Source organism: Pseudogemmobacter hezensis (genome assembly GCF_013155295.1).
GTDB classification, from domain to species: Bacteria; Pseudomonadota; Alphaproteobacteria; order Rhodobacterales; family Rhodobacteraceae; genus Pseudogemmobacter; species Pseudogemmobacter hezensis.
Map to the genome: position 1 here is coordinate 129,892 of NZ_JABJXT010000001.1, position 12,296 is coordinate 142,187.

At 63.2% G+C, this 12,296-nt stretch carries 10 protein-coding genes; 2 read left to right on the forward strand and 8 right to left on the reverse strand.

Annotation, left to right across the window (positions count from 1 at the left end):
• Positions 1–7: 7 nt before the first annotated feature.
• On the reverse strand, positions 8–1,900 hold the full coding sequence (locus HOY34_RS00610) for an ABCB family ABC transporter ATP-binding protein/permease (RefSeq protein ID WP_172359377.1): 1,893 nt from the start codon (positions 1,898–1,900) through the stop codon (positions 8–10).
• A gap of 112 nt (positions 1,901–2,012) precedes the next feature.
• On the opposite strand from HOY34_RS00610, the gene HOY34_RS00615 reads away from it, so the two are divergent.
• Complete coding sequence (locus HOY34_RS00615) at positions 2,013–2,564, forward strand: ArsR/SmtB family transcription factor (RefSeq protein WP_172359378.1); 552 nt, start codon at positions 2,013–2,015, stop codon at positions 2,562–2,564.
• On the opposite strand, the gene HOY34_RS00620 is transcribed toward HOY34_RS00615, so the two are convergent.
• Positions 2,545–4,035, reverse strand: a complete 1,491-nt coding sequence (locus HOY34_RS00620; protein WP_172359379.1) for a LysM peptidoglycan-binding domain-containing protein — start codon at positions 4,033–4,035, stop codon at positions 2,545–2,547. The two genes, HOY34_RS00615 and HOY34_RS00620, sit on opposite strands and share 20 nt — an antisense overlap.
• Before the next feature lie 78 nt (positions 4,036–4,113).
• On the opposite strand from HOY34_RS00620, the gene HOY34_RS00625 reads away from it, so the two are divergent.
• Positions 4,114–4,668: an LOG family protein gene (locus HOY34_RS00625; protein ID WP_172359380.1), complete on the forward strand. Its 555-nt coding sequence runs from the start codon at positions 4,114–4,116 to the stop codon at positions 4,666–4,668.
• 112 nt (positions 4,669–4,780) lie between these two features.
• Here the strand turns inward: HOY34_RS00625 and HOY34_RS00630 are convergent, their stop codons facing one another.
• The 6 genes from HOY34_RS00630 to HOY34_RS00655 form a co-directional block, all read right to left on the reverse strand.
• A complete protein-coding gene (locus HOY34_RS00630) occupies positions 4,781–5,911 on the reverse strand; it encodes a TraB/GumN family protein (RefSeq protein ID WP_216654596.1) in 1,131 nt (376 codons plus the stop codon).
• Positions 5,912–6,069: 158 nt separating this feature from the next.
• Positions 6,070–6,669 (reverse strand): superoxide dismutase, encoded by a 600-nt coding sequence (locus HOY34_RS00635; RefSeq protein WP_172359382.1) that lies wholly within the window; start codon positions 6,667–6,669, stop codon positions 6,070–6,072.
• Positions 6,670–6,927: 258 nt separating this feature from the next.
• The gene (locus tag HOY34_RS00640) at positions 6,928–7,476 is read right to left on the reverse strand and encodes a sarcosine oxidase subunit gamma (RefSeq protein ID WP_172359383.1); all 549 of its coding nucleotides are present in this window, start codon (positions 7,474–7,476) and stop codon (positions 6,928–6,930) included.
• A complete protein-coding gene (locus HOY34_RS00645; RefSeq protein ID WP_172359384.1) occupies positions 7,469–10,480 on the reverse strand; it encodes a sarcosine oxidase subunit alpha family protein in 3,012 nt (1,003 codons plus the stop codon). The genes HOY34_RS00640 and HOY34_RS00645 overlap by 8 nt, the downstream gene beginning before the upstream one ends.
• Positions 10,477–10,800 (reverse strand): sarcosine oxidase subunit delta, encoded by a 324-nt coding sequence (locus HOY34_RS00650; RefSeq protein ID WP_172359385.1) that lies wholly within the window; start codon positions 10,798–10,800, stop codon positions 10,477–10,479. Before HOY34_RS00650 ends, HOY34_RS00645 begins: the two co-directional genes overlap by 4 nt.
• 118 nt (positions 10,801–10,918) lie before the next feature.
• Positions 10,919–12,166, reverse strand: a complete 1,248-nt coding sequence (locus tag HOY34_RS00655; RefSeq protein ID WP_172359386.1) for a sarcosine oxidase subunit beta family protein — start codon at positions 12,164–12,166, stop codon at positions 10,919–10,921.
• Between the last annotated feature and the right edge of the window lie 130 nt (positions 12,167–12,296).

Below are 12,296 nucleotides of genomic sequence, written 5' to 3' on the forward strand. Positions count from 1 at the left end.
GCAGGTTTCAGCCCCGGGCAGCCAGGCCTTGATCCCCGGCACCGCCTGTCTGGGCCTCATCAGCGTCACAGGCGGCCTCGGTTTCCTCTTCGGCCCGTTGCTGCGCCCACATCGCCGCGTAACGGCCATTTTGCGCCAGCAATTCCTCATGCCGCCCCTGCTCAGAGACCTGGCCGCGATCCATCACCAGGATGCAATCGGCATCGGCAATCGTCGACAGCCGATGCGCAATGGTGATCACCGAGCGCCCCTGCCCCATTTCGCGCAGCGATTCCTGGATCGAGCGCTCGGTCTGGGTGTCCAGCGCCGAGGTCGCCTCATCCAGGATCAGGATTGGCGGGTTCTTCAGGATGGTGCGGGCGATGCCCACCCGCTGCTTTTCGCCGCCCGACAGCTTCAGCCCGCGCTCGCCGACGATGGTGTCATAGCCCTCGGGCAGGCTTTCGATGAAGTCATGGATCCTGGCGGCACGGGCGGCGGCGAAAATCTCGGCATCGCTGGCCTGATCGCGGCCATAGCCGATGTTGTAGCGGATCGTGTCGTTGAAAAGCACGGTGTCCTGCGGCACGACGCCGATCGCCTCATGCAGGCTGCTTTGCGTAACGTCACGGATATCCTGGCCATCAATGCGGATCGCACCGCCGGTCACATCGTAAAAGCGGAACAAAAGCCGCGCCACGGTGGATTTGCCCGAGCCCGAATGCCCGACCAGCGCCAGTGTCTGCCCCGGCCCGACCCGAAAGCTGACGCCTTTCAGGATCTCACGCGAGGGGTCATAGGCGAATTTCACCTGATCAAAGGTGATCTCGCCGCCCTTCACCGCCAGCGGCTTTGCATCGGGCGCATCCACAACCTCGGCCGGTTGCGACAACAGGCCAAACATCGCGCCCATATCGACCAGCGCCTGACGGATCTCACGATAGACCGTGCCGAGGAAGCCCAGCGGCATGGTGATCTGGATCATATAGGCATTGACCATGACGAAATCGCCCACCGTCAGCTGCCCCTGCTGCACGCCAAGCGCTGCCATCACCATCACCGCCACCAGCCCCGCCGTGATCAAAAGCGTTTGGCCGATGTTCAGAAAGGACAGCGAAAGCCCGGTTTTGACTGCCGCCGCCTCATAGAGCCGCATCGCGCCGTCATAGCGCGCCGCCTCGCGCGTTTCGGCGTTGAAATACTTCACCGTCTCATAGTTCAGCAGGCTGTCGACCGCCTTCTGGTTTGCATCCGTGTCCTGGTCATTCATCTCCTGGCGAATCTTCACACGCCATTCTGTCACAGCAAAGGTGAACCAGACGTAAAGCGTGATCGTGCCTGCGACGACGGCGGCATAGCTCCAGCCGAAGGTGAAGGCGAAGATCAGCGTGACCAGCGCCAGCTCCAGGATCAGCGGCCCGATGGAAAACAGCAGGAAGCGCAAGAGGAACTCGACGCCTTTGACGCCGCGCTCGATGATCCTGGACAGGCCACCCGTGCGGCGCGAAATGTGGTAACGCATTGAAAGGCGGTGGATATGTCCGAATGTCTCCAGCGCCAGACGCCGCAGCGCCCGCTGCGCCACCCGCACGAATACCGCATCGCGCAATTCCTGGAACACCACCGATCCAAGCCGTGCAAGACCGTAGGCCACCACCAGACCGACAGCGCCAAAAGCCACCAGCCGCGCCGGATCATGCGCGGTTTCCCCCGCAAGCCCATCGACGGCCAGCTTGTAAAACCAGGGCGTGATCACCGAGATCACCTTCGAGACCAGCAAAAACGCCATCGCCAGCAGCACGCGCCTGCGCACCCAGGGCTGATCTTTGGGCCAAAGATGGGGGGTGACGCGGGCAATGGTTTGCCAGCCCGAAGCCGGCGCATCGGGGGATGCGGTTTCAGTCAGAACGGGGTCGGACATGGTTTGCTCTCGCTACAGGGCTGCGGCGGTGGCTCGGAGAGTGGCCTTCGGCGATTGCTTTCCGGGTCGGCGGCGGCTAGGGTAATTTCAACTGTTCATGAATAGTTGAAACATGGATCAGAGTAAAGAGCCACAGCCGCAGGCCCCGAATGCTGCCCGGGGGACGGCGTCGCATGATCTTGCGACGCAGCTTCCCGATGTTGCGCGCCCCAGCCAGGATCTGGAGAAAAATCCGGGCGATAATCCGGGCCACAATCCGGGCCAGCGCACGAAAGAGGCTGCAGCAGATGCCGCCGCTCAGGCCCGCACCAGCGCAATCGCGGCCTTTTCGGCGCTGTCAAACGGCGATCGGCTGGACCTTCTGCGCCTGCTGTTTCGTGCCGGAGAAGAGGGCATGGCCGCCGGAGAGATCGCAAGGCAGCTGGGGCTTTCCGCCTCGCGCCTGTCGTTTCACCTCTCGCAGCTTGAGCAGGCCGGGCTGTTGCGCGCCCGAAAAATGGCGCGAAACGTCTTTTATGCGGTCGAGCCGCAGGGGTTTGGCCGGGCCCTGTCCTGGCTTTTGAACGATTGCTGCGGCGATCATCCCGGCCTGATTTCCTGCTGCCAACCGCTGGCGGACCGGGGGAAAAGCGGGGCCGCTGCGCTTAACGACCCGGAAGCGTGAAGACCTGGCCCGGATAGATCAGATCAGGGTCGCGGATGCGGTCCCGATTGGCCTCAAACAGCTGGACATAAAGGACGCCCTCGCCAAACTCATCCCGCGCAATCGCCCAAAGCGTATGGCCGGGCTGAACTGTTATCGTAACCGCAGCCGGGGCCGCTGGGGCGGTATCCGGGGAACCTGGCGGCAAAGAAGCATCGGGAAGAGCGCCTGGCGTGAGGGGGATAGCCGTCGCCGAATCCGTCGCAGCCCCCTGAGCCACGCGCAGGTCTGACGCGGGCTTTGCCGCGCTGAGTTGCGCCAGCGCCTCTGGCGTCTCGCGCCGGATCGGGGTCTCGAAACGGGCCGTGACCGCGCCCGCCCCGTCCAGCTGATCGGCCCGCAGCAGATAGGCGCCCGGGGCAAGCCCGCTCAGCTCTGCCTGCCAGCTTCCTCCGGCCCCGATCTGCACCGGATCTGCCCCCACCGCCTGATTGTCGAGGTAAAGCCGCACGAATGAGCCCGCCGCCCCCGTGCCACCGATCACCATCACATCGGGCGCGTCATAGCTGACCGTTGCGACCGCGAAAGATGGCGTCGTGCCCGCCTGCTGGCTGGCGTCTTCAGGCTGTGCGGCGGCGGGTGGCTGCAAAACCGTGACGCCTGCATCAGAGATCATCAGCGCGACGGGAGCATCTGGGGCGGCTGGGGCCTCGGCCGTGATCCCGGCCTGCCGGGCGGCGCTGTCCCCGGTATCCGCAGGCGCATCGGCAACAGCCCCCCCGACCGGACCAATGGCGATCACCCCTGCCGAGGGGATGCGCCGCCCATCTGCGGTTTCCATAACAAGGCTCAGCAAGGCAGGGTTCGGGTTGGGGGCAAGGCCGGTAACCAGGGCAAACTCACCGTCACGGGTGACGGTGGCTTTGGCGATCAGAGTGCCATCCAGCAATACACCGATCACCGCGCCCGGCTCGCCCAGGCCGCCAATCGTTGCATCGCCCGTCCCGGTCACCAGCCAGGTGGTAATCTCTGGCGGTGCGATTTCGACGGGAAGGATATCGGCAGGGGCAGTATCTGAGGGCCCAATATCGGTGGGCCCAATATCCGTGGGCCCAGTATCGGTGGCTACTGTCGCGGCCATGCTCTCTCCGGCGGGCAACAGAGGCTGACCTGGCGCAGATTGCTCAGCCGGAACTACCGTCGGAACCCCTGCAGGATCCGGGCGCGGCCAGCCATACCAGAGCGCACCGCCGATCACCGCAGCCCCGGCAAGCCCCAGCACCGCCATTTGCCCCGCACCGCCTGCAGTTTGTAAGGCCTTCATCCGCCGTCCATCCTCTGTTCCGTCATGGCCCGTACCAAAGCCCGGGCCTGCCTCTTTCCGCTGCCAGCCTGCAAAGCCAATCGCCCCGACCATGATCAGACCGGAACCTGACCGGGCTCTGGCCGGGATCTGACCGGGATCTGGCCCAGGCGGGCTTTGCTGCGTCATTTCCCGTCGCATCGCGGCGGGAATTCGCCTAAACAGAACCTGACATCCCCTTCAAAGCAAATGAAATCAGGACCTCTTATGCAGCTTCCCTCGATCTGCGTCTTCTGCGGCTCACGCCCTGGCACCAATCCCGCCCATGTCCAGGCCGCCCAGGCCTTTGGACGTGAGATTGCGGGCAATCAGTGGCGGCTGGTTTACGGCGCGGGCGATGTTGGCCTGATGGGCGAGGTTGCACGCGCGGCCCAGGCCGCCGGGGCGCCCTCGCTGGGGGTGATCCCGGTGCATCTGCTGGGCGCTGAAAAGGGCAAGCGCGACCTCACAACCTTTGTCATCACCGAAGACATGCATGAGCGCAAAAAGGTCATGTTCATGAATTCCGACGTGATCGTGGTGCTGCCGGGCGGCGCGGGCAGCCTTGATGAGTTTTTCGAGGTGCTGACATGGGCGCAGATCGGGCTGCATAAAAAGCCGATCTATCTGCTGGATGTCGATGGCTACTGGCAGCCGCTGCTGGCCCTTATGCGCCATATCATCGAGCAGGGCTTTGCTGCCGAAAGCCTGAACGGGCTGTTCCGCACAGTGCCCGATGTTGCCAGCCTGGCGGCCTCGATCCGCAGCGATCTGAAGGCCTGATTCTGCAGGCATGAAGCCTGCAGGTCAAAGATCTGCGGGCCGAGCTATATGCAGGCCTGACCGCCTGTCCCGCCGCAGACCGTTACAGGGATGCGGCGGGGAATGGGCGGGGCTATTCGGCCTCGCCTGGCAGGGGGACACGGTCGACCTGATATCCGGCATCGCGCAGCATGGTGACAAGGCCCAGATCGCCCGGCAGATGCCCCGATCCGACCACGAACACCGCCCCGCCCTGATCTGCCAGCGGCGCAATCCGCCCCATCCATATCGCATTGCGCTCGACCAGCAGGTAGCTGTCGGCCAGGGCCACAGTCTCAGCGCCACGCGCCTCGCCCAACACCTCAATCGCCCAGGCCTCGGACCAGGCCGAAATAAAGCCGATCCTGCCCTGGCGATAGAGCGCATATGCGGTGCCGCGCAGGCCTGGGTGCGCCGATTGGGGCCCGAGATACAGGCTGTAAAGCAGGGCACCCGCCCGCGCCTCAGCCGCGCGTTTCGGATCGCTCAGCTCTTCGCCAAAGGCCCAGTTGTCCTGCAGCCCGGTGACCTTTGCCCCGGCCAGCCAGGCAGTATGGGCGATGTAATTGTCCTGGCCGGGGGCAAAGCCCACAAGGTAATCATCGCATGGATCGCGAAGCAGAACGTTCAGAAGGCCCGCATCACTCATCACCGGCAAATAGGCAGGATCCCAGCCAAGCGAGGCCAGCCGCATCCTGATATAGTCCAGATATTCGGGCGGAAAATCGCTGCGTTCATCATAGACGTTATCGGTCTGGTTCCAGATCCAGGCCTGGTCATAAAAGCGGCCCAGATCATCCTGGCTTTTCGGGGCCGGATCAAATTCCAGCGTCACCACCCGCGCCTGGGCCAGCACCTCACGCAGCGCGTCGGGCAGATCGACAATCGCGGGCGCAGGCGAGTGATAGCTGCCCCACAGATGCGAGACCTGCCCCCCGGGCGCGGTGATCTTCCACATCCGCCCCACGCCATTGGGGATCTGCGCGGCCAGGGCCTCAAGGCGGGCCTCTTCGGCCTCTGGCAGCAGGTCGCGGTTGATCGCAATCTCATCCGGGTGGCAGATCCCGGGGGTAAACCAGGCCTGGGCCTTCACCGCCGACGGGCCAGACAGGCTGGCCAGCAGCGCCATTGCAAAAGCCAGAACCCCGCCCCGGAAAAAGCCCGGGCCGCGCGTCTTCCCGGCTGTCTCTGCCCCCAATTCAATGCCTTTACCGAGTAACACCACAACCAGACCTCATTCTCTTGCGGATCCGGTCCAGGCATTCCCGGGCCAGAGCTTGCGCCCCAAAGGCTGCCCGATCCTGGCATAAATAAAAAGCCCTGCCGAAAATCTTCGGCAGGGCCTCGATAGAGTTAAGCACGCTCAGGCGCTGTCTGACGCGCTCAGAGGCGGGCCTCGACGGCTTCCCAGTTGACCAGCTTTTCAAGGAAGTTCGACAGGTAAGCCGGGCGCTTGTTGCGGAAGTCGATGTAATACGAGTGCTCCCATACATCGACGCCCAGCAGCGCGGTCTGGCCAAAGACCAGCGGGTTGACGCCGTTTTCGGTCTTGGTGACCTTAAGGCTGCCATCCTTGTCTTTCACCAGCCAGGCCCAGCCCGAACCGAACTGGCCAGCGCCAGCAGCGGCGAAATCTTCCTTGAATTTCGCAACCGAGCCGAAGGATTCGACCAGTGCTTTTTCCAGGCGGCCCGGGATGCCGACCTGGTCAGGCCCCATGATTTCCCAGAACAGATTGTGGTTCCAGTGCTGCGAGGCATTGTTGAAAATGCCATTTTGCGCAACTGCGCCAGCCTGATAGGTGCCGACCACGATCTCTTCGAGCGATTTCTTTTCCCACTCGGTGCCGGCGATCAGCTTGTTGCCGTTGTCGACATAGGCCTTATGGTGCAGGTCGTGGTGGAACTCGAGCGTTTCCATCGACATGCCAAGCGGCTCAAGCGCATTGTATTTATAGGGCAGATCGGGAAGGTGAAACGTCATCGGACTTAACTCCTGTTCGGGTTTCAGGTTACCACTGGAATAAGGGCGCATCTGACCCGAAGGTCAAGCCCGCAGCGGGAAAAGAGAACCGCCTTCTCCTGCTCTGGCCCCCGCTTTGGACCCCAGAACTGCCCGCAACTCTGGCCCCAGCTCTGGCCCCCACTCTGGCCTGAGGCCAGGCTGCTTTCCGCCTGCCCCCCACCCCGCGCGCCCCAGCCCGCGCTGTGCAGGCACCGCCCGGGGGGGGACGCAGGGCGATCAGATCTCGCTGCCAGGCTGTGCCGAATGGGTCAAAAGCCCCATCACATAACCCGCGACCGAGCGGAAACAGACCAGAGTATAGCCGCCATCGACAGGCCAGAAGGCCGCAGCCACCTGGGCAAACCGCGAGCGGCGGATCTCATCGGCGGCCAGAGCACCCGGATCCGCGGGGCTCAGCTTGCGCAAAACCTGGTCGGCATTGGGCCCCGTCACGCGAAACACCGCCCGCGCGTCAGAGACATCGACCGCCAGGTGATGCTGGCCAGACAGCGCCGCTGCAATCGCCGCCAGCGCCTTTGCAACATCGCCGTAGGGCAGCACCAGCAGATATTCATCCGGGCTCATCCAGCCACAGCTGTTGTCACCCGCATGGGTGATGCGCCGCGCATCAGGCAGAGCGCAGCCATTGGCCGCTTTGATCGCCTCGGCCAGACGAGCGGTGCCGGGCTTTGCCCGCAGGGTGATCATCCCCAGCGGGCCGATTTCTGCGACGCGGGCAAAGCCTTCGCTGACCGCGCCATTCAGGGCTGAAACGGGCTCAGACATTCTGTTTCTCCCCATCCTTGTCATAGAATACCGGATCGACCACCTTCGCCGAGACCGAAACACCGCCGGTCATCGAGGTGAACTCGACCACCTCGCCCATCCGCGCAGGCCCATTTTTCAAAAGCCCCATCGCAATCCCCTTCTTCAGGGTCGGCGAATAATAGGTCGAGGTGATGCGGCCCTGCGCATTTCTGAACCCATATTCATTGGTGCCGGGCGCGATCACATAGGCCCCGTCAGGGATCACCGTGCCGTCGATGCTTTCAAAGCCGACCAGCTTCCAGCGGTCTTTCGCGGCCAGATAGGTCCGCTGCTGGCCGCGTTTGCCGAGGAAATCCTCTTTCTTCTTCGAGATCGCCCAGTCGAGGTTCAGATCCTGCGGGATCACCGTCCCGTCGGTCTCATCCCCGATCATGATAAAGCCCTTCTCGGCGCGAAGAACGTGCAGGCCTTCGGTGCCATAGGGCTGGAGGCCAAACTCCTGGCCCGCCTCATAAAGACGCTCCCAGAAGGCCAGGGCGTGGCTTGCGGGAACGGCGATCTCATAGCTCAGCTCGCCCGAGAAAGAGATGCGGTGCACGCGCACCGGGAAGCCGCCCAGCTCGCCGTCTTTGAAGGTCATGAAGGGCAGCGCCTCTTTCGAGACATCCATCCCGCCAAGTTTCTCAAGCAATTTCCGGCCATTGGGGCCGACGACGGCGATCTGGCCATATTGCTCGGTGACATTGGCGGTGAATACCTGCCAGTCCCACCATTCGCATTGCAGCCAGTCTTCCATCCAGCCGTGGATCCGGTCCGCGCCCCCCGAGGTGGTATGGCAAAGCCAGGTGTCCTCATCGATGCGGATGACCACGCCGTCATCCGAGAGGAAGCCCTGCTCGTTGCACATCAGACCATAGCGGCATTTGCCGATGCCGAGGTTCGACATCATATTGGTATAGAGCATGTCGAGGAATTTCCCCGCATCCGGCCCTTTGACGATGATCTTGCCCAGCGTCGAGGCATCCAGCAGGCCAAGCCGCTCGCGGGTGTTGATCACCTCACGGTTGACGGCCTGCTCATGAGTCTCGCCGTGGCGCGGATAGGTATAGGGGCGCTGCCAGAGGCCGACCGGCTCCATATAGGCGCCCTGGGCGAGGTGCCAGTCATGCATCGGCGTCTTGCGCAGCGGCTGGAAGATGTCGCCCCGCGCCTCACCCGCCAATGCGCCAAGGGTCACGGGCGTATAGGGCGGGCGGAAGGTGGTGGTGCCAACGCGCGGGATTTCTTCGCCCAAAGCATCAGCAAGCACCGCCAGGCCGTTGATATTCGACAGTTTTCCCTGATCCGTCGCCATGCCCAGCGTGGTATAGCGCTTGGTATGCTCGACCGAGACATAGCCCTCGCGGGCCGCCAGCTGCACGTCGGAAACCTTCACGTCATTCTGGAAATCGAGCCACATTTTCGACTTCAGCTCTGGCCCTGCCGAGGCCGGCATGATCCAGACCGGAAGCATGGCCTCTTCTTCCACCGCATCGGCCTGGGCCGCCTGCGTCAGGCCAGCCTCTTTGCCCAGGGATTGCAGCGTCAGCACCGCCTGGGCTGCCGCATCGGCAAGCCCTGCGGCCGCCGAAAGCGCCCCATTGGCCGCCCCTGCCGGGTAAACCATAGCCGAGCCGTCATGCGTCAGCGGCGGGCGATCCGCATCGGGGCGGAACAGCGCCCGGGTCTCATCCCAGATCAGCTTGCCGCCGCAATGGGACCACAGATGCACGACCGGCGACCAGCCGCCCGACATCGCAACCGCATCGCAGGCGATTTCCTCGACCGCGCCGCCCTCTCCGGCCTGAAGGCCGATGGTGACGCCGGTGACGCGCTTGCAGCCCTTGACCTTGACGATGCCGCGCCCGGTTTCAATGCGGATGCCCATGGCACGGGCGCGGGACGGCAGCTCTCCGGTCGGGGCCTGGCGGACATCGACCACCGTCACCTCAAGCCCATAGTCCTTCAGCGTGATCGCGGTGCGATAGGCATCGTCATTATTGGTGACGACAACTGTGTGATCGCCGGGCGAGACCGCGAAATTCACCGCATAATCGCGGGTCGCCGAGGCCAGCATGACGCCGGGGATGTCGTTTCCGGCGAAAGACAGCGGGCGCTCCAGCGCACCTGTTGCCGCGATGATCTTTTCCGCGCGGATCCGCCACAGACGCTTGCGGGGCCGCCCGTCGCCGGGGGTATGGTCAGCGATACGCTCTTCGGCCAGCACATAGCCGTGGTCATAGACGCCCGAGACCATCATGCGGTTGCGCAGGGTGACGTTTTCCATGCCCGCAAGCGTTTGCAGCGTGGCACTGATCCAGTCTTCAGCGGGCTTGCCGTCGATGATATCGCCGTCAACCGGGGCACGCCCGCCCCAATGGGCGGTTTGCTCCAGCAAGAGCACATTTGCCCCCGCAGCGCCTGCGACCAGCGCCGCCTGCAGGCCCGCAATGCCGCCGCCTGCGATCAGGATCTGACAATGGCCATAGGTATATTCGTAACGGTCGGCGTCCGCCTGTTCGGGCGATTTGCCAAGACCTGCCGAGCGGCGGATAATCGGCTCAAACAGATGTTTCCAGGCCGAGCGCGGGTGGATGAAGGTTTTGTAGTAAAACCCCGCCGGCAGGAAGCGCGACAGCCTGTTGTTCAGCGCGCCGATGTCGAATTCGAGGCTGGGCCAGTGATTCTGGCTGGCCGAGGTCAGGCCGTCAAACAGCTCGGTCGTGGTGACGCGCTGATTGGGCTCGAACCGGGCGCCCTCGCCCAGGCCCACGAGGGCGTTGGGCTCTTCGGGGCCCGAGGCCACGATGCCACGCGGGCGGTGATATTTGAACGAGCGCCCGACCAGCAGCTGGTCATTGGCCAGAAGGCCCGAGGCGAGCGTATCGCCTTTGAGACCCTTCATGGTCTTGCCGTTGAAGGTAAATTCGATCTGGGCCGATCTGTTGATCAGACGACCGCCTCTTTGCAGCCTCGCGCTCATTTCCAGCCCTTCCAATCCGGGCGTTTCGCCTGGATTTTTGCAATCAGTTCAGCGGGGGGTTCAGTGGTCTGGGCGGGATAGGTGCCGAAAACCTCAAGCGTGGCGGTGCAGCGGGCGGCGAGGAACCATTTGCCGCAGCCGTAGGCATGGCGCCAACGCTCAAAATGCACGCCTTTGGGGTTTTTGCGGGCGAACATATAGGCCTCAAACTCCTCATCCGAGGAGCCGGGGCCGAAGCGTTTCAGATGCGCCTCGCCACCCGGGGCGAGCTCGGTTTCCTCGGCTTTGACGCCGCAGCAGGGACATTCAAGGATCAGCATGTGGCGGCCTCCATATGGGGAGAAAGCCGGGGGCGCTGCCCGCCGGATTTGACGTCGAGGCGGGGGCTCTGCCCCCGCGCCCCCGGGATATTTTTGGACAGATGAAGGGGGGCTTGCATCAGTGGGCCACGCCTGCGGCCACGGATTCGTCGATGAAGCGGCCCTCTTTGAAGCGCCACATATCGAATTCAGAGGCAAGCGGGCCGGGTTCGCCTTTGGCCACGAGTTCCGCCATCGCCCAGCCGGAGCCCGGGATTGCCTTGAAGCCGCCCGTGCCCCAGCCGCAGTTAATGAAGCAATTGCCCAGCGGCGTTTTTGAGATGATCGGCGAGCGGTCGCCCGTCATATCGACGATACCGCCCCATTGGCGCAGCATTTTCAGCCGTGAGATGATCGGGAAGGTTTCGACGAGGGCGCGCAGCGTTTCCTCGATATGCTGGAAGCTGCCGCGTTGGGTGTAGTTGTTGAAGCCATCGGTGCCGCCGCCGATCACCAGCTCGCCCTTGTCGGACTGGCTGATATAGCCGTGGACTGTGTTGGCCATGACCACGATGTCGATCACCGGCTTGATCGGCTCTGACACCAGCGCCTGCAGCGCCATCGATTCGACCGGAAGGCGGAAGCCTGCCATCTCTGCCACCACGCCCGAATGGCCTGCGACGACGATGCCCAGCTTCTTGCAGCCAATCTCACCTTTGGTGGTCGAAACGCCGGTCACCACGCCGTTTTGTTGGTGGACGCCGGTGACTTCGCAATTCTGGATGATGTCCATGCCCATGTCCGAGCACGCCCGCGCATAGCCCCAGGCCACCGCATCATGGCGCGCGGTGCCGCCGCGCGCCTGCCACTGGCCGCCCAGCACCGGGTAGCGCGGCCCGTGCAGGTTGATGATCGGCACGACTTTCTTCACCTGTTCAGGCGTCAGCCATTCGGTGGCGACGCCCTGCAGCTGGTTCGCATGAACGGTACGCTTATAGCCGCGCACCTCATGATGGGTCTGCGCCAGCATCAGAAGGCCGCGCGGGCTGAACATAATGTTGTAGTTCAGATCCTGGCTGAGATTCTCGTAAAGCGAGCGGGCTTTTTCAAAGATCGCCGAAGAGCTGTCCTGCAGATAGTTCGAGCGGATGATCGTCGTATTGCGCCCGGTATTGCCGCCGCCCAGCCAGCCCTTTTCGATGATCGCAACATTTTTGATGCCGTGATTTTTACCGAGGTAATAGGCCGTCGCCAGGCCATGGCCGCCAGCACCGATGATGATGACGTCATATTGCTTCTTCGGCTCGGGCGCGCGCCATGCCTTGCCCCAGCCTGAGTGATAACGCAGCGCCTCGCGGGCGATAGCAAAGACTGAATAGCGTCTCATCTGAGTAACTCCCCGCCAGGACCTTGTTTTTGCGACATTCATACCGCCGCTGTCAGCCAGACCCTGCCCTGCAGCAGGCGCAGAAGCAGTCACAGAATCCGTCAGTGCTAATTTGACGCAAGGCCCGGAT

What these genes read in the sequence shown, in the direction of transcription:
- HOY34_RS00610 (WP_172359377.1), bottom strand. Translation starts at nt 1,900, where the DNA reads ATGTCCGACCCCGTTCTGACTGAAACCGCATCCCCCGATGCGCCGGCT.
- HOY34_RS00615 (WP_172359378.1), top strand. Translation starts at nt 2,013, where the DNA reads ATGGATCAGAGTAAAGAGCCACAGCCGCAGGCCCCGAATGCTGCCCGG.
- HOY34_RS00620 (WP_172359379.1), bottom strand. Translation starts at nt 4,035, where the DNA reads ATGACGCAGCAAAGCCCGCCTGGGCCAGATCCCGGTCAGATCCCGGCC.
- HOY34_RS00625 (WP_172359380.1), top strand. Translation starts at nt 4,114, where the DNA reads ATGCAGCTTCCCTCGATCTGCGTCTTCTGCGGCTCACGCCCTGGCACC.
- HOY34_RS00635 (WP_172359382.1), bottom strand. Translation starts at nt 6,669, where the DNA reads ATGACGTTTCACCTTCCCGATCTGCCCTATAAATACAATGCGCTTGAG.
- HOY34_RS00640 (WP_172359383.1), bottom strand. Translation starts at nt 7,476, where the DNA reads ATGTCTGAGCCCGTTTCAGCCCTGAATGGCGCGGTCAGCGAAGGCTTT.
- HOY34_RS00645 (WP_172359384.1), bottom strand. Translation starts at nt 10,480, where the DNA reads ATGAGCGCGAGGCTGCAAAGAGGCGGTCGTCTGATCAACAGATCGGCC.
- HOY34_RS00650 (WP_172359385.1), bottom strand. Translation starts at nt 10,800, where the DNA reads ATGCTGATCCTTGAATGTCCCTGCTGCGGCGTCAAAGCCGAGGAAACC.
- HOY34_RS00655 (WP_172359386.1), bottom strand. Translation starts at nt 12,166, where the DNA reads ATGAGACGCTATTCAGTCTTTGCTATCGCCCGCGAGGCGCTGCGTTAT.